Raw genomic sequence first — 20,979 nt, 5'->3', positions numbered from 1 at the left:
CCCGCCACCGCCCAGACCTACACCTTCCACACCGAGATCGCGATCATGGAGAAGGGGCTTGCGCCCCGCTCACATCGGTAAACGCAACGGCGTTGATCGGATGGTGGGGTGACGATCTTGCCGCCCGACCCCGACCTCACCGCGTTGCGTGTCGAACTCGCGCGCCTGCGGGGCGAGCGTGGCTGGACCTTCGACGAACTCGCCGAACGCAGCGGCCTGGCCCGCCGAACCCTCATCGACCTGGAGCACGGCCGCACCACCGGCAGCGTCACCACCTGGCACACCCTCGCCCACGTCTTCGACGTACCGATCGACCACCTGCTGGGCACCCTCTGCGCCGACCACACTCCGCCCGGCGATCAGCGACCCTGACCCGCCGCGGGCCCCTGCGCTGCACCCTTCGCAAATCACCCGATGCGACGAGCAGGCATCGAACATCCGACTCCCTGTCAGTGTCTCTGTTCGAGAAGGTTGGGCCGGCCGTGGGACACCGGCGCCGCCACACTGTCCACGCCCGCGTGTCGCCTGACACGGTCCCCGCCATGTGCCCCATCCCCTCCTCCGCCGGCCGCCACTGGGACGGCAGCCCCCGTATCCGCCACCCCCGCCCGCTGCGCGTGGCCACCACCAGCCCTAGCCGCCTGCTGCGCGCCGGACAGAGCGGCCGCTGCCGCCGGTGCGGCCACCGCATCGACTGCTACCAGCGCACCGACGACCGGCCCATCGCCCTGCACCCAGGTGAACTGGCTGTCGCCCACGTCCCCGACGCCTGCCGCTGGCACCTCAGCGGCGGCATCGCCCACCCGCACGGTGACGGCAGCGCCTGGTGCCGCATCCTGCACGCCGTCCTGTGCCCCGCACGCATCCCCACCTGCCCGATCAGCCCGGAGCTGGAGGCGGTACGCCGCCAACTCGCCGTCCGTACCCGCCGTCTGATCGACGCCGGTGTCCTCACTCCCGCGCCCACTTGCCGGCAGCCACCTCGCGACACCGCCTGCCCCAGCCGCCCCGTCGTACGGATCCTGCTGGTCCGCTACCTTGCCGAGCGCCCCGTCGACACCATCCGCTGCGTGGCCCAGACCCGCCACCGCGACCGCTGCTCCCACCCCGTGCAGGCCTCCACCGGCCCCATGGGGGCCTGGAGACTGCTGCCCACCGCAGCCCAGCGCGGCCAACTCGCCCTGCCCGACATCCTGATGGCCGTCTACGACCTCAGTCACCTGCCCTACAGCGAGCAGTTGCGCTGGCGCGCCCAGCGCTGTTCCGCACACGCCGCGGCACCGGGTGCCGCCGATCTCGCCCCGGCAGGGTGGCAGCCTTTCGACCCCCTCCTGCACGCCGAGCACATCCGCACCCGCCTGCCCCACCCTCCCGCCGACCGGCCCCGGAACGGGTGACGATGCCCCACCACGCTTTGGAGATCACCCTCACCCGGCCCCTCACCCCGGCCGAACTGCACACCGCCGCCCGCGTGCTGCCGCTCGCGGCCAACGATGACGCCACCCGCCTGATGGCCCTCGTGCGCGCCAGAACCCCCGGCCGGGCCGCCCACCGCCTGCGCCACCGGCTCGGCCCGCGGCTGCCTGTCGATGTGATCACCACGCACTACCCGGACAGGGCCGGGCAGATCCTACTCAATGTCGCCTTCCCGCCCGCCGTCCATGCCGCCATCCGTTACTCCGCCGGCCAGGCGGGACAGGCTCCGGGACTGTTCCTGAAGCGGTCCCTGAAGCGCGCCCTGGCCCGGCACGCCAGCGAGGAGGCCGACCGCCTCGACCGGGCCGTGGGTGAACTCCTGGCCCACACCACCTCCGCTCACCTGCTGACGGCCCTCGGACGTGCCCTCAGCCGCCATCCCGGAGCCGCGCAGCCGTGAAAGCGACCGACGAACAGATTGCCGCAGCCGACGCCTTCCACGCCGGCGACCATGTGTCCCTGCAGGCCGGTGCCGGGACCGGCAAGACCACCACCCTGGCCCTGCTCGCCCACAGCACCACACGCCGGGGCCGCTACCTCGCCTACAACCGGGCCATCGCGCAGGACGCCACCACCCGCTTCCCGAAGAACGTCTGGTGCAAGACCGCCCACGCCCTGGCCTACGCCGCCGTCGGCCACCGCTACACGGCCCGCCTGAACGCGCCGCGCCGCCCGGCCTGGCAGACCGGACAGGCCCTCGGCATCACCAAAACCGTCCGCATCGGCGAACGCGACCTCTCCCCCAAGGCCCTCTCCTACGCGACCCTGCGCACCGTGGCCCGCTTCTGCCACACCGCCGACGAGACGATCGCCCACCACCACGTGCCGCACCTGCGCGGCCTGGAAGACCGCGACCTGCACAATCAACTCGCCGCCCACATCGTGCCGTTCGCCCAGAAGGCCTGGGCCGACCTGCAGCACCCGGATGACGGAGCGGTCCGTTTCGACCACGACCACTACTTGAAGATCTGGGCCCTCACCCAGCCGACGATCGATACCGACTTCCTCCTGCTGGACGAGGCTCAGGACACCAATCCCGTCGTCGAACAAGTCTTCCTTGCCCAGCGCGGCCACGCCCAGCTGGTGATGGTGGGCGACTCCGCCCAGGCCATCTACCACTGGCGCGGCGCCAGGGACGTGATGACGGGCTTCGACGGCACCCGGCTGGCCCTGTCGCAGTCCTTCCGCTTCGGCCCGCGGCTCGCCGACGAGGCCAACCGCTGGCTGGCCATCGCCGATGCCCCGATCCGGCTGAGCGGCACCCCCGCGGTACCCACCGAACTCGGCCCCATCGTCCAGCCCGACGCGGTGCTGTGCCGCACCAACGTGGGCGCCATGGCCCAGGCCATGGACCTGATGGCCGCCGGACACCGCGTCGGCCTGGTCGGGGGAGGAGAGAGCCTGCGCGCTCTGGCCCTGGCCGCCCGGGACCTGAAGGAAGGACGCCGCACCACCCACCCCGAATTGGTCCTGTTCCCCTCCTGGGGCGAACTGCAGGACTACGCCACCCACGACCCGGCCGGGCGCGACCTGCGGCCCTTCGTCGACCTGGTCGACACCCACGGCACGGACGCCATCCTGGCCGCCGTCGCTCAACTCGCCCCCGAACCCCAGGCCGAGGTGACCGTCTCAACCGCCCACAAGGCCAAGGGCCGGGAATGGGCCCACGTGAAGATCGCCGACGACTTCACCCCGCCCAAGGACAGCGATCAGCACGACGACACCGGCCGCCCTGTGCCCGACCCGATCGACGACAGCGAGGCCCGCCTCGCCTACGTCGCCGTCACCCGGACCCGCCGCCGGCTCGATATCGGCGGCCTATCCTGGATCCACGACCATCCCGATGGATCTCCTGGCACGCCCGTGCATGTCGAGCCCTGTGCCCGCCCCGCCCCTGCGGCGGAGCGAGCACCAGCCACTTCGGCCGCATCCCGGGCAGAACCCACCCCACCTGAGATGGCCCCTGTGCCTGCGGCGCCCAGGGGCTGAGCATCAGGGGGCAGAGCAGAGGCTGAGCGAAACGTCGGCCAGATCCTGCCGGGCCTGGCTCACCCCTTCTGGCGATCTGGCCGTCGTGCTCGACTCCTTCAGCAGGCCTTCCCGTTGTCCCGGTGTCGGTGAACTGCGGAAGGAAGCCAATGTCACGGGATCTGTTCGTCGAGCAAGTCGTCATCAACTCCACCGGCGGGGTACGCACCCTCGACTTCGCCCATCCGGTGGTGTGCGTCTACGGCCCCATCGACACAGGCAAGACGACGCTGGTCGACTGCATCAAGTACCCGCTGGGACTGCCGGTGGAGTGGCGGCAGGTGCCCTCGGAACGGCTGACCTCCGTCACAGTGCACCTGCGGATTGAAGGCATGCGCATCGCCCTGCGGCGCTCCACGGTCGCCGATACCGGGACCGTGGAACTGATCAGCCCCTACGACGGAAAGGTCGAAGAGCTTCTCGACGTCACGGCGCAGCCGGACGGTGACCGGCGCGTTGTAGGTGAGGTGCTGCTGGATCTGCTGGGCTTGTCCGAGCTGTTTGCCCCGCCCACCGCCGTGGCACTGCTCGGCAGCGGTGCCCGTCTCACCTTCGCCCAGCTCTACGCCTTGAACTACCTCTCCCAGGACATGGTCGACGGCACGGAGGCCGTCCGCGGACAGGCCAACACCGCGCAGTCCTACAAGACCGTCGTCGAGCTCGTACTCGGACTCATCGATGCGGAGATGCGGGTGCTGACCGCCCGCCGCGACGACCTGAGCCAGACCGTGAGCCAGTTCAAACGCCGCACCGAGACGATCAGTGAATTCCTGACCGGGAGCGCCGCGGAACTGGAGGAGGAACTGACCCGCTCCCGGAGCGAAGAACGGGAGACGCTGACGGCCCTGGAGGAACTCAAGGGCCGCATGCGGGCCGTGACCACCTTCGCCGATCCCCTGCGCCAGCGCGTCGCCGTCCTGGAGGGAACGCACTCCAGGGCCCGGGAAGAGGAGAAAGCGGCCCAGGCCGCCGTCTCCTTGGCCCAGCGGGCCATCAAGCGTGCCCAGCAGCAGCCGGGCACCGACCCGGTGCCGCGCTGTCCCTCCTGCACGCAGCCGCTGACCGGCCGGATCGTGCCTGAGGGGGTGTGTGGTCTGTGCCTGTGCGAACTGGACCCCGGGGCGCGGGGCGAGGTCGTGCAGGCAGCGGAAGCCGCGCTGGCCACGGCGCAGCAGCGGGCCATCGAGGCGGCCAAGGCAGCCAGTGAGGCCCAGGATGCTCTTGCTCAGGCGCGGGCAGAGCTGGAGGAGCGCACCCGCCTGGAGATCGGGCCGCTGGCCGGGCAGATCGAGCAGCTCTCGGCTGCCCATGCCGGCGCCCGCACCCGGACTGGCATGCTCGAGCGGCAGCTCGACCCGCACCGGCGGCTGCTCGAACTGCAGCGGGCGCTGCGCGCGGCCGAGGAAGAACTGCGCGGTGTGCGCGAGGACATCAAGACGCGCAAGAACCTCCTGTCCGGACGCCAGGCCACCCTGGCCGAGATCGAGGAGCAGTTCGCAGCCATCATCGGCGGCCTGTCGCTGCCCGGAGAGCCTGGTGCGCGCATCGATCACAACTCGCTCCTGCCGAAGGTCAGGGCAGGCAAACTCACCAAGGTAGGCCACGGTGTCCGCACCGCGATCAACGTAGCCTACCGGATGACATTCCTCAGCCACGCGCTGGTCACCGGAGCCACCGATCTGCCGTCCCTGCTGATCATCGACTCACCGCGCAAGAACGTCGGGTACGGCACCGAGGACCAGCAGCTGATCGCACGGCTGTACGCGCACTTCCTCGACCACATCGCCGGCGCCCGAAGCGACACGCTGCACGCACGCCCGCACCAGGTCATCATCGTCGACAACGACCTGCCCTCTCTGCCCGCGCAGCTGCGCCGTCAGATGCACACCATCGAACTCACTCGGGACGATCCACTGGTGCCCTGACCCGCGCCACGCGAGCACGATGGAGACGGACACCGCTCTCGGACGTGGCCGCGGCGGTATGCCGGGGTGCGGAGACCCGATGGCCAGCGCCCTGACCGGCTACAGCTCGAACTCGAGGTCGAGGAGGTCGGTGAGTTCCACTTCGAGGCCGTGGGCGCGGCGGCCGCTGTCGCGGAAGTAGACCTCGCCCAGGGCCGCGGCGGCGATCTGGCGGAGCTGGTCCTCGGTGTAACCGGCGTCCTGGGCCTGGAAGAGGCGGGCGGCGTGGCGGGGCGGCAGCGCGAGGGTGAGGTGACGTACGCGGGCGTCGTCGGTGCTGCCGGGGGCGGCGGTGTAGCCGAACCGGGCCTGGACATCGATCATGATGCCGCCGGTGGTGGCCGAGGCCTGCTTCGCCCTGGCCCTGACCTGCGGCTGCCAGCGCACGCGGACCTCACGCTCCAGCCGGTCGGCGAGCTGCGGCCGGGGGGTTTTGCTCTGGTTGTTCAGATAGCGTTCGACGGTGCGCTGGCTGATCCCGAGCAGCTCGGCCACCGGCTTCGTCCTGCCGCCGTGCTTCTTGACGAGGTAGCGCATCTGCGCCCCGGCCGACTTGGGGACAGGGCGCGTGAACGCCCCCTGCACCGCCTTGTCGAGTTCTTCTCCGACGGTGACCATCGCCGCCTGCTCTCCTACTCTCCGGTGTCCTTGGCACTGACCTCGCCGGTCTTGATGTAGCGGGCGAGGTTGGCGACTTTGCCGTCGGTGCCGAGCTGTTCGAGCACGTCCGCTCCCCACAGCACGCTCTGGGTGCCCTCGTGCTTGACCATCCCGGGTGACACTCCCAGCCGGAAACTGCCCGGCACGGTCTTGCCGTCGGCGTCGTAGGGCAGGACGTCCAGTGGACTGGGCCCGTCGGCGGCGTACACGGCGCAGTCCGACAGGACCGCGACCGGGTAACGGCCGGTGGCCGCCGCCAGGTGGAGCATCTTGCGGTGCATGTTGATCCGGGCCCGGGAGATGACGGTCGCGCGGATGTCCGGCCGCCACGTCGGGCGGGCCAGGGCGGGCCAGGCCTGCCCCGGCTTCCAGCCGCCGCCGCGCGCCTTCTCCTGCAGCTTGCCGATCCCGCCCTTGACGGTCATCTTGATCGCGCCCAGGACGATCGCCAGCTCCGGATCACGGCTGCTGTAGCCGTCCATCGCCTTGAGGAACTCGGCCGGGGGCAGCTTCTCGCCCACGCCGAGATCCGCCATGGTGGCGACGTAGGCGTCGCGCAGCTGCCGGTACCAGCCGTCCAGGAACCGGCCGCTGTCCGGGCGCACCCACGCCTCGAGCGGGGCGATGTCGTAGCCCAGCTCGGCGGCGTACGCGACGGTCGGGGTGGCGTACCAGGCCGGGGCCGCCGGGCGCTGGCCGGCCGGCGTGAACGGGCTGGGCAGCAGGCCGCCGTCGAGCTCACGCCACTGCTTGGCGACCTTCACCCGGGACAGGTCGACATGGGAGAGGTCGACCAGCCAGGAGCCGGGCACCGCCGCATCGAAGACCGGGCGGGTGACGTGCACGGGCGGCGATGCCAGGCCGACGACGGCGCCGTTCGCCGCCGCGCCGAAGGCGAGGTTGACGTCGATGCCGACCAAGTGGCGCTTCATGCACTCGGTATCAGTCATGTCCCGTGCCCAGTCGTAGGCCTCCTCGCACAGCTTCTCGTCGGGGCCGCGCACGTGGAAGCGTGGCAGGTGGGCCAGGACGGGGTGCCCGTCGGGCGCCTCGCACGGTGCCGGCTCCAACGGCTCGGTGCCCAGTGAGCCGGGCCGGTGCTCGCGGTGGCGCCGGCCTTCGGCGTCCGGCTCGCTCGCGCGGGTCGGCGGGTTCAGCGCGGTCATCAGATGCAGACCCGTCACCGCGGTGGAACCCACCGGTGTCATCACCCGCTGCGCGTAGACGCCCAGCACCCGGGCGAGTTCTGCGGGCTCCAGGCGGGCGGCATGGCCCCAGGCGCGCTCGTCCAGGGCGTGCCAGGAGGGGATGCACAGTTGCACGCAACTTCGGCGGCCCCCCTGGGCGGGGCGGTAGATCCGCGCCCACGGTCCCAGCCCCCGCTTGGTCAGCTTCCACTCGGCGCGCTGAAGCTGCTTGATGACCTTGTGCCCTTCCGGGAGTCGCCCGGCGAGCCGCTCCTCGTGCGACAGCACGGCGGGCAGGCCGTAGCGTTCGCACGCCGCCTCGGTGAGCACGAGCAGTGGGTCGGCGTCCTTGCCCGAGCCGTGCAGCCTCTGCGCCCCGAGCTGCGCCTCGGTCAGCGTCCATTCCACCAGCGCGGGCAGGGACTTGGCGGGCACGTCCAGGAGCAGGCCGTTGACGCCGTAGCCGGTCACATTCCGCTCGGCGTCCGCGTCGAGGACGAGCAGCGGGCCGTGTGTGTACGCCCCGCCGGGCGCTGGCGTGGCAGGCGTGCTCGCCGCGGCGGCCTTCTTCGCGCCCGGGCGGCGCGAGGTCGTTGCAGGCCGGGCGGCGGGCGACGGACGTGACGGCGCAGCCGCGGGGGGAGCGGTGTCGTGGACAGCAGGCGTGGTGGAGTCGGACGTAGCCGGGGCCGACACAGCACCAAGGACGCCGCCTGCACCCGCAGGCCCGGTGCCCGAGGCTGCGGGGGTTGTCTGCGGCGCCGCGGTGTCCTCCTGCGGGGCGCCGGTGCCTTCAGGGGCGGGATAGAGCTGGGCGAGCTGCTCGAGCAGACGGGCGTACGCCTCCCGCTGCGGGGGGCGCGGCTCGGTCTTGCCCGACTCCCAGTCGCCGACGGTCGCGCGTCGCACGCTCAGGGCGGCGGCTACTTCATCAAGGGTGAGCGCATGAGCCTGGCGCAGTCGCCTGCGCTCTGCCGGCGGTGGCAGCGGCGACCGGGACGCCACAAGCGCGTCAACTGCGTCGAACAACTCGGACATGAAGCACCTCCGAACCCCACCCTACCCCATATGCCGAACACATTGCGTACTTTTAACGTTCAAAGACCGTACATTTTCCGTACGGACGGCTTGCGGGGGTGATATGGTGCCCGCACGGAAGGCCTACCGGACACCTTTCGAATCGGATCAGGAAGAGCTGAATGACCGTGGCCGCCGTTCCTGCACGAGGCCGACCCCCGCGGGCGGTACTCCACCCCGAGCAGACCGAAGCCGTCTCCCGCCTCGCATGGCACCTGCACCGTCCAGGGACGCGCGGGCTGTTCGTGTCGGCGACAGGTACGGGCAAGACGCTGGTGTCGATCCGGGTGGCCGACGAGCTCGGCGCGCGGCTGGTGCTGTTCGTGGTGCCCACACTCGATCTGGCGGCGCAGGCCGCGCTGGCCTGGCGGGCGGACGGTCACGCGGAGCACATGGTGATCGTGTCCTCGATGGATGTGGCCGGCCGCGACGACTTGGTGGCTGCCCGCGTCATGTCGACGACCAGCCCGCACGCGCTGGGCGGGCTGATGTCGGTGGTGGGGGAGGCCGAGGATCAGATCCCGGCCCTGACGGTGATCTGCACTTACGACTCCCTGAACAAGATCGAGGAGACCCAGAAGACGGGGTACGACGTCCCGCCGTTCGACCTGGCGGTCATGGACGAGGCGCACCGGATCGCGGGCCGCTCGGACAAGAAGTGGGCGATCGTCAACGACGCCCAGCGCATCCGCGCAGACCGCCGCCTCTACATGACCGCAACGCCCCGCATCTTCGCCGCGCCCGAGCTGGCGGAGTCCGCCGACCTCACCCGCCCGCGCCGCCGGCGCCCGCAGGGGCCGGAGCTGGATGCGTTCGCCAACTCCATGGACAACGAGGCCGTCTACGGCAAGAAGGTCGTCGAATACCCCCTCGCGAGGGCCGTGGAGGATGGCCGGGCGGCGGACTACCGCATCGTGGTGCCCACCCTCACCGACGCCGACCTGCGCCGCCGCCTGAACCTGCCCACCCCCGGCACCACGACCACCGGCGGCACCGTGGCCCGGGAGGAGAAGGACGACGGTGCGCTGCGCACCACCGCCCTTCACCTGTCCGTGCTGCGCGCCATGACCGAGCACGGCCTGGGGAAGGTTCTGGTCTACTTCAACCTGGTCTCTGACGCCCGCCGCTTCGCCCGCGAACTCCCGCATACGCTGCGCCTGCTGGCCAGGACCGACCCCGACCTCGTCCCTGGTGTCGACCCGAAGCTGTTCTTCGCCCACGGCGAGCACACCCCCGCCCAACGGAGCGGCATCTTCACTTCCTTCGCCGCCGCCGACACCGCGATCCTCGCCAACTCGAAGCTAATCGCCGAAGGCGTCGACATCCCATCCGTCGACGCGATCGTCTTCGCCGACCCCACCCGCAGCGTCATCCGCTGCGTCCAGGCCCTCGGCCGCGCCCTGCGCCTGGATGTCTCCGGCAAGACCGCCTCCCTGGTCGTCCCCGTCTACATCCCGCCCGGCGCCGACGGCGAGAACATCCTCGGCACCGCGTATGAGCCGGTGTGGGCTATCGCCTGCGCGCTGGCCAGCCACGACCACCGCATCCTCGAACGCCTCCCCGACAAGGCCAACCGGCTACCCAAGGAGACCAGCGACGTCATCGCCCGGCGCTGGCACTTCGACTTCACCGTCCACCCCGAACGCATCGCCCAGGCGATGGACCTAGTCTCCTTCGACCCCCGCGACCCGGCCGTCTCCCGCTCCCGCCGCCTCGGCCTCACCGCTGCCCAGTCCTACCGCGACCAGTACGGCCACCTCGACGTCCCCGCCGACTACACCGACCCCACCGGGTACCGGCTCGGCACCTTCATCACCACCATGCGCGACGCCCGCACCGCCGGCCGCCTCGAGCCCGACTGGATCGCAGAGCTCGACGCGCTCGGCATGATCTGGGACAAGCACGACGCCGCCTGGCGCGCCCGCCTGGCCGCCGCAGCCGACTACTACCATGCCCACGGCCACCTCGCCGCCCCCGCCACCACCCCCGTCGGCGCCTGGCTCGCCGAACAACGCCACCTCGCCGCCAAGAACACCCTCGACCAGGCCCGCGCCGACGCCCTGACCGCACTCGCCTCCGACTGGCGCCTGCCTCACGGCGCGGACTGGCACCGCAAATACCACCTGCTGCGCGCCCACCTCGCCTCCGGTGCCGACCCGGCCGCCCTCACCCGCGAGACCATCCTGGCAGGGGTGAAGATCGGCTCCTGGCTCCACCGCCAGCTCACCACCTGGGCCGCCCTCCACCCCGGCCAGCAGCACCTGATGACCGCTCTCGGCCTCACCCCCGACACCAACCCCCTCGCCCCGGCCCGCCGCACCCGCCGCACCTTCGAACAGACCGTCCAACTGCTGGAACTCTTCCTTCACCGCGAAGGCCGCGCCCCCACAGCCCGCGAGACGATCCGCGTCGACGGCGACGCCGTCAAGATCGGCGCCTGGCTCGCCAAAGCCCGCACCAAGCACCGCACCGGCCAGCTCCCCGAGACCCATGTCCGCCTGGTTGCCGCACTCTTCGACGGCGACTGGACAACCGAGGCCGCCGTCCCCGCCGTCCTGGCCTGAACACCCGCTGCCAGCGGGGCGTGACCCGGGCCCGTATGCTGCGCCGGTCCGGCGTACCGCCCGCTGAAAGGTCGCCGCCCCACCGTGTTCCAGCAGACCCCCGTCTACGACCGCCTCGTCGCCGAACGCGGCGACGTCCCCGTCCAGGTCCGCGGGGAAGCCGACCGGATACACCGCGACCTGGCCCAGGTCCTGAGCCAGGCGTCCGCCCCCCAGCCGAGCACCCCACGAAGCGTCTTCGAACCGAAGCAGCCTCTCAGCGCCCTGTAGGCATGCGGCCGTTGCCCCTCCCCCTCTGGGGGAGCAGCGGACGGGCACCGCTGCGACGCTCGTAGGATGCCTAAATGCCCAAGCCGTTACGGATGAGCCGCTGCACGTGGGTTGCCGTGTGGGCGGTGCTGTGTGTGGCCGGCATCGCTGCCACCGCCGCGCTGAACGCCTTGAACGCCTTTCCGGCGCCTGACCCGCAGCCCGAGAAGCCCGTCAGCGCCGAGTGTGCCGAGTACATCGCGGACATCGAGGCGCAGCTGGCCAAGGCCAAGAGGGAAGGCAACGACGACGGTGTGTTGGCCTTTAGCCGAACCCGGGTCGGCGCGCACGACTGCAGCGATGAAGTTCTCGACCACTTCAGCGGCGACCGGTGAGCCGCCGTACAGGGCTCGCCGTGATAGCGGGGCTGATCTGCGCCGGTGCCGTGGCGATCATCGCCGTGAGCGCCGAGAGGGAACCACAGCCGCAGCCCACTCCGCCGCGGGTGTACTCCTCCTGCCTGGCGGCCGACACCAAGCCGATGCCTGTGGGCGACGACCCGTGCGACGGCCGTTGAAGAACCACTGAGTGGCTGTCCCCCGCCGACGGCGACTGAGGCCGCTGCCCGCCCGCGTCCCTCCCGGCCGGCGCCCGCAGCCAGGAGGTCACCAGCGCCGCCCCGGGCCCCCGAGCCAGAGCGCCGCCCGGGAACAGGCAGCGTGGGCGCGCCTCACGAAGTCGAGGCGCCCGCCGCCGAGGCGGCGGGCACGAAGGCTCAGCACAAGCAGGAGCCGGCCGAGCACAACGTGGCCCAGCGTCGCGAGCGCCAGGTGCAGGCCAGGTGCAGGCCAGGCGCGGGGTGGGCGCACGCACCTTGGCCCAGGAGGGATCTCGTTGCCGTGCGGCAGCGTGGTCAGCCGTCGCGGCGGCGCAGGGCACGGAGCCCGACGTCGTAGGCCATCGCGCCGAGGGCGAGGACCACGACCGGCCACACGAGCGGGGACGCTGCCGGGACGGTGCCATGGAGCAGGGCCGCGCCGACGCTGCCGGTGCCGATGACCGCGGTGCAGGACGGAATCCCCGGCAGGGCGATCCGCAACACCACCTCCCGGCGCCGGGCCGGGCGGGCTGCGACAGGGTCGGGGGCGCTCATCGGCCGCTCCCCGTGACCTCTTCGGCCGCGGAAGAGCTGCCGGTGATGAGCCCAGCAAGCCGCTTCACCTTCCGGCGAACCTTCTCGGCCTGCCTCTCCGGCTCTGCAGCACCAGCGGCCATAGCCGCTTCGGCCCAGGTGGTGACCCCACGGGCGCCGAGAGCGAGAGTCACCGCTCGCTCGGCCGGGGAGAGGGCCTTCAAAATCTCGATCAGGCGCGAGTCCTCGAAGCCGGTCTCAAGGCCGGTGTCGGCGGCGGCTTGTCCGCAGACCAGGTCGTACAGGGTCAGCCCGTCGCCGAGCGGGGTGTCGAGCAGCAGCAGCCGCGACTGGTTGACTTTGCGGCGCCAGACCGGGGTGAGTTGCCGGTGGATGACGCTGGCCTCTGACTTCAGCCTGTCCAGGGCATCAGGGGTGAGGCGACCTTGGTCGTAGAGAGGGTCCGCCCAGTTGCCGAGCAGGGCGGTGGAGACCGGCTCATTCCATCCGCTCCACCTCTTCAGCACCTCCGATGTGAAGGAGTGAATCGTGGATCCGTCGCCGGCGAGGGCGGCCTCGCGGGCGCTCAGCGCCTGGATCACCTCGGGGACCGGGAGGTTCAAAGCCCGGAACCCGGACTCGATGGTCTGGTTGGCCGGATGGTCGGGCCTGAGTACCGCCATACCGGTCGTGGTGGTGATCAGCGTGGGAGGGGCGACACGGTCGAACGGCTCCGGAAGGTCGAACGTGCCGTCCATGTCGAGGGCGATGCTTCCGTCCTCCCGGAGGGTCACGGTATCGCCGGTGTTCTCGCTCCAGTGGGCCGGGAACAAGGCTGTGACCGCCGCGCCAGTATGCGCGTTGAACTGGCTGATCCGCTCCGCCAAGTCGGTGTGGACAGAGTCGTCATCCTCGACCATGGTGTAACTGGGCGTAGGCGTCGGGTCTTCGGTGACCATGGGCGTCTCCTTGTCGGGGGAAATCCTTCTCCTCTCGGTCCCGGCACGGACCCGATCCGACAACGCACCCCCCGAATTCTCCTGTGATCCACATCACAGCAGTCCGAGGTCTCGGAACTCGTGGGAGGCGACCGCCCCTCGATGCGTAGGACCGGCCGATGCCGGTCTGGAGCGTCGATAGAGCCACAGCGGCAGGACCGGCCGGACCATCCGCCACGAGATCTTGTCGGCCCTGTGTTCGTCCAAGCAGCCGGCCGGTTCAACATCTGACGGACACGAATGTCGCCTGGATCGTCCCCAACACGACGCCCTCGGGACCGAGGCGGACGGCCGTCTACTCCTCGTACGGCTCGTGGGCGGGCACCTGCCCGTCACTGCGCCGCTGCCGGTCACCGCTGAGCGCGACGATCCGGTGAACGGGCACCGAAATGGCCGGGTGGCCGCCCGCGGGGGAGAACTCCACCCGGCCGGTGCCGGGCTCGTAGGAGGTCACCGTGCCGTACAGCCGGTGCAGCACGGTCTCGTCACGCATCCCGCACTCGACGTCCAGGCACAGCATCCAGTCCTTGAGCCAGTGGACGGGCAGGTGCTCCATCTCAGCGGCTGCGGGGCCGGGGTGAGCATCATCGGGGACCCAGCTGTACTTGCCGACGACCAGGTCGTTGTAGACCTCCATCGAGTCGGGCCCGCTGTAGGCGGCCCGCCGCCCGAGCTGGGCAGCGCGCCGCACCGCCCGGGCCGTCGTCACCATGGCCGTGGGCCTGGCACCCGGCCCGTCGCCGTCGGCATCCGCCGGCAGGTAGGGGTAGGCGCCGCGCAGCAGCGCCAGCACATCTTGCTCGTCCGGCTCGGCGGTGCCCGCGACAAGCTCCGGTCCGAGGATGACCCGCTGCCGGTCGTCGCGGGTGTGGTCGGCGGCGTGCCGGGCGGCGAAGAGGGGGACGGCGAGCACGACAGCGTGGTCGGGTTCGATTCCGTAGCCGGTACGGCGGCCACCGAAGGGGACGGTGGGCCCGTGCTGCTCGTACTGGGCCAGGTAGGCCAGTTCCGCATCCTGCTTGCGGGTCAGCGGCCAGCCGCTCACCAGTACCAGCTGCCGCCCGTCGCCGCCGTCACCCGTGGCCGCCCCCAGCGCCTCCTCCAGCCGGCCGCAGCAGTCCGACACGTACTGCTGCCACCGGTGCTGGAACTCCGCATCCGCCCACTGCGCGGGAGAAGCAAACTCTGCACCCGTCACGAGGGCCGGCTCCGGCAGCGCCGTCACATCACGCACCCGCAACCCGCCCCAGGCGGCTTCCACCGCCCGCATCGCCGCAGCACGTGCCGCAGTCGCCTCGCCGCCCTGGTCCCGGACGCCGCTCCACGCCCGCCGGACGGCCGCCCATACGTCGAACGGCTGCGCCCACCTCGACTGCAGCACCGCGGCCGCCAACTCCTGGCCCGTGCGCTGCATGTTCCCGTCGGCGGCCACCGCATCGCATGCTCCGCTGACCGACGTCACCTCGCGCGCCGCGGGCGCTGCCGCCCGCCAGCCGGCCAGCGCAGTCTCGGACCGCTCCAGCACTCCCGACCACGCCTTAAGCATCTGCCGCGCGCCCGCCCCGACCGAGGGATCAGCCGTCCACGGCTCGAGCCCGCGGCGAACCTCCGCATCGCGGTGCCGTGCCGCTTCCCACAGCACCCGCGCATAACCCTCCCAGGTCCGAGGGCCCGCCTCCTGCTCCTCCAGCCTGCGTACCCGCCCGTCAGCCGTCACGACGTCGGCCGCTGCCCGCCACAGCGCCTCCTCGCCCGGCTCCACCCGCACCACAGGGGCACAGTGGCGGCACACGTGCTCGCAGACGTCCAGCAGAGCGAGCGGGCTGCCCGTCAGGTGCTGCGCGTAGCGGCAATGGCTCCGCCACCCCGCCGCCTTGGCAGGAACGTGCCACTTCCCGCCGCCCGCACGCCCCAGGACCACGGTGATCCGCCGCAGCGGCCCGACGTCCACCCCGGCCGCCAACAGTTCCTTCTCCCGCAGCACCGGAAGCCCTCGGTCACGCCGCACGACAGCCCGCCCCCTTGTCGCCTATCCGCTCTCGTCGCTCACTGTGACACAGGCGCCCGACCGGCATGCTCGGTTATCCAAGGGCGTCACCCCTCCCCGACACGGACCGGCTGTGACGTGGCGCGCGGGTCTGTACCGGCCCTGTTCGGCGGAGCGGACCACCCTCCCGTGTAACCCCCCCGAGCCGGGACGGGAGCCTCCAGCCGCAGCTGGCCTACCTGAGTCCGGTGGCAGCACGGCACCATGCTCTCCATGAGGGATCAGCGAGCTGAAGAATTCGCCCGGTGCGCCGTCGTGCTGGCCGCGGAGTTGCGCGAGATGCGACACGACGGCGCGGTAGCCGCCGATCCCGAGGAAGCGGATCCTTTCGCCGTTCCCGCCCCGACAGGTGATGATCCCTTCGCTCCGTCGATGGCCGGCCGGGAGGGCGTCTTCGATCAGGCGCTGTCCAACGGGCTGGCTGCGATCGTCGCTTGTGAGTGGCCGGGGGAGGAGTTGGACCGCAATAGACGTGTCCGGTCGGCCAGCGCGCTGCTCAAGGTGATCGAGGAACACGTCCCTGCCACGGACGGCATCGTCCTCATTCCTGACCAGCATCCGATGCCGGAGATCCCCCAGGGCGATACGGACTCGCTCTTCCAGGTGCCTCGTCTGTCGTCGCACACCCTGATCGATGTGCGCACGCTGCAGAACGGGATCGAGGCCAGTCAGGCGGCCCGCCACGGTCGGGGCGTCGGAGGTCTGCGGCATCGCCATATCGAGGCCCTGCTGGCTCTCGACGGTCACAGGAGCCTTGGCGTGATGGGGGAGGAGCAGCAGGACCGGATCCAGCAGATCGCGCAGGCGGAAGACGTGGCCTCCCAGAAACGAGCTGCCGAGTACCTCGAACGGATCGGTGAGGGAGAAGCCGCGCGGCGCGCCGAGCACGTGGTCAATCCCAACGCCTACCACCCGAAGCACAACCCGCACGGGCACGACCTCGACATCTGTCCCGTCTGCGGGCACGAGACGTTCTGCGTGGAGGGACTCGACCCAATCTTCGGCCGGGTGGGGTACGGACAGTGCCTGGTGTGCACCTACGCGCGCACCCCGGGCGCCGCAGAGGACGAGGCATTCACCGAACATCTCCGGTCGACCATGGACGACGACTGATGCCTTCCGACGCACAGGCGGTGCCCTTCGACAACCAGCTCCCGTCACTCCCCGGATTCCGTGCCTCTGGCATGGTGCGCGTGGCGGCCTGCGCACGCGGGCAGGGTGAAGTCGGCGCACGAACCCGGGCAGTTGAGATGGAGTCGGCCGGGGGTACCGCGCCAGTACTTCCGGGGAGGGGACAGCGTGGGGCTGAACACAGGCAGTACACCGGGCGGCGACGACGGTGCGTCGGGACAGTGGCTTCGGCGAGCGGCCGGCGTCGCGGACACGGTGTTCGACGGGGCTGAGTTCATCGGTGGTTACGCGGTGCTGCGCTGGGACACCGGCCTGGGCGGCATCGCGCTGGTGCACTCACTGATCGGCGGCAACGCCGACTGCGAGGCGGTCGTCCGCGCCTTACGCGAGCGCCACGGCGAGCGCCTCGCCGCGCGGTACGCGTGCGTCGCGGTGGCACAGACCGGCACGCAGGTGACACAGCCGTACGTGCCCCGCCTCCTGGCCTGCGACCTCGACGCACCCGGCCGACAGTACGAAACGACCTGGGCCGAGCTGGCCGCGGTGCTCGGGCAGCCCGCGCCCTACTGGTTCCACGCGGTGCGCGACCGCGACACGATCGCAGCCTGGCGCCCCGGTGCACCGCCGGCGGTGGTGCCCGCACACGACATCGCCACGCCGGTCACGGCGCTCGTGGAGCTCGCCGCCGACGAGCCGGACGGCTCCCCGGCCGCCGAACTGTGCTGGTATCTCGCCCGGGAGGTCCGTCGGCGCGGACACGCTTCGACCTCCCGGCAGATCGCCGAGCTGCGCAAGAACGCGGCCGACGGAGGTGACGGCGCCCACCTCGTCCTCGGCGCGGTCCCCGCCCCGCTGACCCGCCCCGACCCGCACGAGCCGGCCGAGATGGTCCGCCGCGCCGGCTGGCTGAGCATCACTGAGCGCCGCGATGTCCTCGCGCACCGCGTCGCCGACTTCGCCCAGCGCTGGGGCACCCAGGACTGGCACACCGGTGCCCTGAGCCAAGTGCGCCCGGACCTCTGCACCACCGCCCACGAATGGGCCCAGCGCCTGGTTCCCACCGTGCCCGACCAGCCCCCCACCGTCCTGGAGAAGGTCCTGCTGGACAACGGCCGCTTCGCCGCGACCGACGTCCTCCTCAACGACCCCGTCGCCGGCATCCCCGTCCTTCACCAGTCCCCGGGCACCCGCAATGCCTACCTGCTCACCTACGCCCTGCAGCGCCTGCCCACCAGCTCTCCGCTCGCCGCCGTCGTCCTCAGCGGCAATCTGTGCTGGATCCGTACGCAGGACGGCACCCTGTGGATCGCGCCCGAGCAGGAAGGCTGGGGGATCGGCTTCGGCTACGCGGGCAACGGCTGCCACGCCCTTGCCCGCCTCGTCGACGTCCTCCTTGAGGACATCTCCGCCCCCGCGGTCCGGCCAGACGACGCCGACGCGCCGCGTGGCCTCTTCGAACTGCTGCGGGACACTCCCTCGGACGGCACGACCACCTACACGCGCGCCCAACTGCTCGCCGCCCGGACCGGCTGATGTGGCGTAGCTGACGTGTTTGCTTATTGATGCTGGTTGTGGCCTGGTCTTGCTCATCTGTGCTGAGCGGTAGGTCTGTTCCGTGGGTGGGGTTTTCGCGGAGTTGTGTCACGTCCACAGCCGCAACACCCCGGCGGCAGGCAGGCCGTAGCGGTCTGCGGCCCGGTTAATCAGGGACGAGGTCAGTTCCCTGGCCAGCGGAATGGTCCGTAATGCTCCCAATGTCACAGTTCTCCTCGACGCTCTTGTCTGCTCCTGACCCGGCTTTGCCGAGCCGGGAAGCGCTGACATGCTGCTGGGAACCGCTGTGCTGAGGCCCGCTGATGCGAGGTGACTGGCCGACCCCGCGAGTCAAGCAGGTTCGCTGCGGTCGATCATCGCGCGCAGCTTCTCGCGCAGGCCGACATCGGCCTGGGAAGGCGACTGAGCCGCTGCCTCGGTCTCCCAGGCGGCGAGCTCTGCCTCGTTGGGCCACTGGTAGCCGGACGCGGAGGAGTTGAGGTAGCCGAGGCCGAGGAGTTCGTAGTCGTCCGGCTCCTTCAGCTGTCCGGTTTTCCGTTTAATCTCCTCGTCGTGCTCCAGCTGCGCGAGTGCACGGTCGGCGGCCTCGCAGGAGGTGAGGGCAGCCGGCTCATCGCGTACGACGGGGGGAGGCGGCTGTCCCCAGGCGCGCCGCGCGGGGGCGTCGGCGAAGAGACGGCGATGGGCGTCCAGCCAGTGTCGCCTGTGGGCGGCAGGCACGGGCAGGGCGTCCATGAAGGCGGTGAACAGCTTCTCGGTGGGAGGTATCTGTCCCTGCAGGACGAGGTAGAGGGTCGAGTGCGGCAATCGTCTGCGGCCGTCCGCGGCGCTGCCCGCCTTCTTCTCGAGCTGGTGCAGCGGCGGATACCCGCCCTCGATCCGCAGGAAGATCATCGACTTGATGAACTCGGCACGCGAGGTGACCATCATCGGGCCCAGCTTCCGCACGCCCGGCAGGATCTCCTCCGCCTTCGCCGCGTACCAGGCCCGGGCCAGGTAATCCTCCTTGCGGCCGCAGGAGCGGGCGATGGCCTTCACGGTCGCCAGCAGAGGCACCCCCTTTCCTGCCATGGCACGGCGTACCACGTTCTCCGAGACCTTGCTGTCCCTCGCGAGCGTCTCAAAAGTCTTGCCCGAGGCATCCTTGGCGTCGCGCAGCCGCTGGACGAGAGCCCGCAGCGCAGGGGGCGTGCTGACCGGAACGGGGCTGAGCGGTCGGCCGGCCATCTCAGAGCACCCTGCCGAACAGGTAGCGCACGTCCAGACGCAGCCCCGGGCGGGCACGCGCGAGCCGGCCGGCGGCCGCGGTCGCCAGCACACCCAGCACGGCGGGCACCTCGTGGTCGGCCGCGGCCAGCATGGTGACGGCCAGGACGACGATGACGATGATGACGGCGGTGCGGGCCGGGAGACGGTCGGCGGGCGGGTACGCGGTGCCGCACTCGGCGGCGACCGCAACGTCCGCACCGGGCGTGGCCAGGCGGACGGAGAAGACGAACATGGTGCCCCTTGAACTGATAGCGCAACAGATACGGGTCGTCGCACGGCTGTTGCGGGCGAGGCGCCCGCGGGGCCGTGGCGAGGCCTCGATCGTGGCACCTGCCCGGCCCGGCGGGCCAGGCCGCTCAACCTCATTCCGGCACCTGTGTCCACACGGACGTACCCCCGTCACGGGAGGCCTTCATCTCTCATCACCACAGGTCAGACCCGCTGCGGTCACCCAATTCCGCCTCTTTGTCCAATTCGGTGGGCCCGAGACGGTAGTGCCCTCCCGCCTGCTTGTACCGGCATAGATGACGCCGGTAGGCCCGGTCGGTCACGTCGCCAGCAGCGGTGGAGCGCGACGCCTTCGGGGTCGGCCAGGCGTGTCAGTGGTAGGCGGCACAATGGCGCGTATGGCTCCCAAACCGCACTACTTGCCGGCAGCTTTGATCGGCGGCTTCGGCCTGCCGGAGGCAGGCCGAACGGTCGGCGGCCTCCGGCACGCGAAAGTGTGCGTGCGCCGGCGGAAGGAGCCGGCGAAGGTGTTCGGGCCGTTGAAGGCGGAGAACATCGCCTACCAGTACGGGCTTTACGACGTGGACACCCCGACCAGCGATCTGCCGGCCGACTTCGCCGAGACCATCTGGCAGGAGTACGAGGGAGCTCTGCCCGTCGCGATCCGCGCCCTTGAGCAGGACAGGTTCACCACGGACGACTGGATGACCATCCTGCTGCACATCCAGGCACAGTCCATCCGCCACCCCGACTACGACCGTGTCGCCGTCGCCTACATCCAGGAAGGCGGCCTGCCAGCCCCGGAACGTGACCACGTGCAACGCCAGCGGCAGACCACGTTCCGAGAGACCCGGCAGTGGATGGCCAATGCACGCTACGCCCTCATACGCCGAGGCACGGCCGCGCCTCGGTTCGTGCTCAACGACAAGGGCTACATCCCCATGCACGACACCCTGCTCGACCTGAAGGGGGTCCTCTTCCCGGTCTCCGGCGACATCGCCGTGCTGATGGTGGTGGGCGCCGCACAGCCGACCGACGACTACGAGGCCGGCCCGCTCACCGAGCGCACCCTCAACGCCAAGGGCATGGAGCTCGTGAACCGAGCCGCCTGGACAGTCACCGAAATCACCTGCGTGATGGGCCACCCCGACGACGCCGACTACCTGCTACAGCTACCGGAAACCGGATCCACGCTGAGCCTTCCCCGACTCGGCCCGTATCGCGGCAACCGAGAACCCAGCTACTTCCACTGGGCGTTGACTGGTACAGGAGTGCCGCGCCCGCGAGAAGGCCAGGACTTCCGGTGGGGCGCCCAGACCGCCTAGATGATCTATTCCAAGGGGTGCCTGTGGAGACGAAAACGAGGGCGTCCAAGATCATGTTGTGACGCACAACTTGGACACCCTCGCGACAGC

General features: G+C 70.8%; 19 protein-coding genes. 12 read left to right on the top strand and 7 right to left on the bottom strand.

All coding sequences use genetic code 11. The features are described from left to right. Positions 1-108 precede the first annotated feature (108 nt). From ACWD5Q_RS33175 to ACWD5Q_RS33155, 5 genes are all read left to right on the top strand, one after another. A complete protein-coding gene (locus ACWD5Q_RS33175) occupies positions 109-372 on the top strand; it encodes a helix-turn-helix transcriptional regulator (protein ID WP_451430793.1) in 264 nt (87 codons plus the stop codon). A 170-nt stretch (positions 373-542) separates the two neighbouring features. Beyond that, complete coding sequence (locus ACWD5Q_RS33170) at positions 543-1,397, top strand: DUF6083 domain-containing protein (RefSeq protein ID WP_451430792.1); 855 nt, start codon at positions 543-545, stop codon at positions 1,395-1,397. After that, the gene (locus ACWD5Q_RS33165) at positions 1,394-1,876 is read left to right on the top strand and encodes a hypothetical protein (RefSeq protein WP_451430791.1); all 483 of its coding nucleotides are present in this window, start codon (positions 1,394-1,396) and stop codon (positions 1,874-1,876) included. Before ACWD5Q_RS33170 ends, ACWD5Q_RS33165 begins: the two co-directional genes overlap by 4 nt. Then, on the top strand, positions 1,873-3,465 hold the full coding sequence (locus tag ACWD5Q_RS33160) for a UvrD-helicase domain-containing protein (protein ID WP_451430790.1): 1,593 nt from the start codon (positions 1,873-1,875) through the stop codon (positions 3,463-3,465). The genes ACWD5Q_RS33165 and ACWD5Q_RS33160 overlap by 4 nt, the downstream gene beginning before the upstream one ends. Before the next feature lie 149 nt (positions 3,466-3,614). Then, positions 3,615-5,429: an AAA family ATPase gene (locus ACWD5Q_RS33155; RefSeq protein WP_451430789.1), complete on the top strand. Its 1,815-nt coding sequence runs from the start codon at positions 3,615-3,617 to the stop codon at positions 5,427-5,429. Positions 5,430-5,528: 99 nt separating this feature from the next. Here the strand turns inward: ACWD5Q_RS33155 and tpg are convergent, their stop codons facing one another. Both tpg and tap read right to left on the bottom strand, forming a co-directional pair. Then, positions 5,529-6,086: a telomere-protecting terminal protein Tpg gene (gene tpg, locus ACWD5Q_RS33150; RefSeq protein WP_451430788.1), complete on the bottom strand. Its 558-nt coding sequence runs from the start codon at positions 6,084-6,086 to the stop codon at positions 5,529-5,531. A 14-nt stretch (positions 6,087-6,100) separates the two neighbouring features. After that, positions 6,101-8,353, bottom strand: a complete 2,253-nt coding sequence (gene tap / locus ACWD5Q_RS33145) for a telomere-associated protein Tap (RefSeq protein WP_451430787.1) — start codon at positions 8,351-8,353, stop codon at positions 6,101-6,103. Between the two features lie 161 nt (positions 8,354-8,514). On the opposite strand from tap, the gene ACWD5Q_RS33140 reads away from it, so the two are divergent. The 4 genes from ACWD5Q_RS33140 to ACWD5Q_RS33125 all read left to right on the top strand — a co-directional run bounded on the left by ACWD5Q_RS33140 (position 8,515) and on the right by ACWD5Q_RS33125 (position 11,782). Then, on the top strand, positions 8,515-10,956 hold the full coding sequence (locus tag ACWD5Q_RS33140; RefSeq protein WP_451430786.1) for a Helicase associated domain protein: 2,442 nt from the start codon (positions 8,515-8,517) through the stop codon (positions 10,954-10,956). An 84-nt stretch (positions 10,957-11,040) separates the two neighbouring features. Next, complete coding sequence (locus ACWD5Q_RS33135) at positions 11,041-11,226, top strand: hypothetical protein (protein ID WP_451430785.1); 186 nt, start codon at positions 11,041-11,043, stop codon at positions 11,224-11,226. A gap of 74 nt (positions 11,227-11,300) precedes the next feature. Further along, on the top strand, positions 11,301-11,600 hold the full coding sequence (locus tag ACWD5Q_RS33130; RefSeq protein ID WP_451430784.1) for a hypothetical protein: 300 nt from the start codon (positions 11,301-11,303) through the stop codon (positions 11,598-11,600). Next, complete coding sequence (locus ACWD5Q_RS33125) at positions 11,597-11,782, top strand: hypothetical protein (RefSeq protein WP_355139044.1); 186 nt, start codon at positions 11,597-11,599, stop codon at positions 11,780-11,782. Before ACWD5Q_RS33130 ends, ACWD5Q_RS33125 begins: the two co-directional genes overlap by 4 nt. Before the next feature lie 336 nt (positions 11,783-12,118). Here ACWD5Q_RS33125 and ACWD5Q_RS33120 read toward each other — a convergent pair whose 3' ends face one another. The 3 genes from ACWD5Q_RS33120 to ACWD5Q_RS33110 all read right to left on the bottom strand — a co-directional run bounded on the left by ACWD5Q_RS33120 (position 12,119) and on the right by ACWD5Q_RS33110 (position 15,343). After that, positions 12,119-12,358 (bottom strand): hypothetical protein, encoded by a 240-nt coding sequence (locus tag ACWD5Q_RS33120; protein ID WP_451430783.1) that lies wholly within the window; start codon positions 12,356-12,358, stop codon positions 12,119-12,121. Further along, positions 12,355-13,296, bottom strand: a complete 942-nt coding sequence (locus ACWD5Q_RS33115; protein ID WP_451430782.1) for a hypothetical protein — start codon at positions 13,294-13,296, stop codon at positions 12,355-12,357. Before ACWD5Q_RS33115 ends, ACWD5Q_RS33120 begins: the two co-directional genes overlap by 4 nt. A gap of 334 nt (positions 13,297-13,630) precedes the next feature. Next, positions 13,631-15,343 (bottom strand): hypothetical protein, encoded by a 1,713-nt coding sequence (locus ACWD5Q_RS33110; RefSeq protein ID WP_451430781.1) that lies wholly within the window; start codon positions 15,341-15,343, stop codon positions 13,631-13,633. Between the two features lie 243 nt (positions 15,344-15,586). Between ACWD5Q_RS33110 and ACWD5Q_RS33105 the strand changes: the two genes are divergently transcribed. Both ACWD5Q_RS33105 and ACWD5Q_RS33100 read left to right on the top strand, forming a co-directional pair. Continuing rightward, positions 15,587-16,495 carry a hypothetical protein gene (locus tag ACWD5Q_RS33105; protein WP_451430780.1) on the top strand — a complete coding sequence of 303 codons (909 nt, stop codon included), beginning with the start codon at positions 15,587-15,589 and terminating at the stop codon, positions 16,493-16,495. 186 nt (positions 16,496-16,681) lie between these two features. After that, positions 16,682-18,046 (top strand): hypothetical protein, encoded by a 1,365-nt coding sequence (locus tag ACWD5Q_RS33100; RefSeq protein ID WP_451430779.1) that lies wholly within the window; start codon positions 16,682-16,684, stop codon positions 18,044-18,046. Between the two features lie 351 nt (positions 18,047-18,397). Here ACWD5Q_RS33100 and ACWD5Q_RS33095 read toward each other — a convergent pair whose 3' ends face one another. Then, the gene (locus tag ACWD5Q_RS33095; protein WP_451430778.1) at positions 18,398-19,294 is read right to left on the bottom strand and encodes a helix-turn-helix domain-containing protein; all 897 of its coding nucleotides are present in this window, start codon (positions 19,292-19,294) and stop codon (positions 18,398-18,400) included. A 1-nt stretch (position 19,295) separates the two neighbouring features. Further along, positions 19,296-19,568 carry a hypothetical protein gene (locus tag ACWD5Q_RS33090; RefSeq protein ID WP_451430777.1) on the bottom strand — a complete coding sequence of 91 codons (273 nt, stop codon included), beginning with the start codon at positions 19,566-19,568 and terminating at the stop codon, positions 19,296-19,298. A gap of 523 nt (positions 19,569-20,091) precedes the next feature. Here ACWD5Q_RS33090 and ACWD5Q_RS33085 point away from each other — a divergent pair. After that, positions 20,092-20,889 carry a hypothetical protein gene (locus ACWD5Q_RS33085; protein ID WP_451430776.1) on the top strand — a complete coding sequence of 266 codons (798 nt, stop codon included), beginning with the start codon at positions 20,092-20,094 and terminating at the stop codon, positions 20,887-20,889. Positions 20,890-20,979: the final 90 nt, after the last annotated feature.

The organism is Streptomyces sp. NPDC002513 (assembly GCF_053595355.1).
Note: the sequence above shows the minus strand (reverse complement) of the source record. Positions and strands in the feature narration are given on the sequence as shown.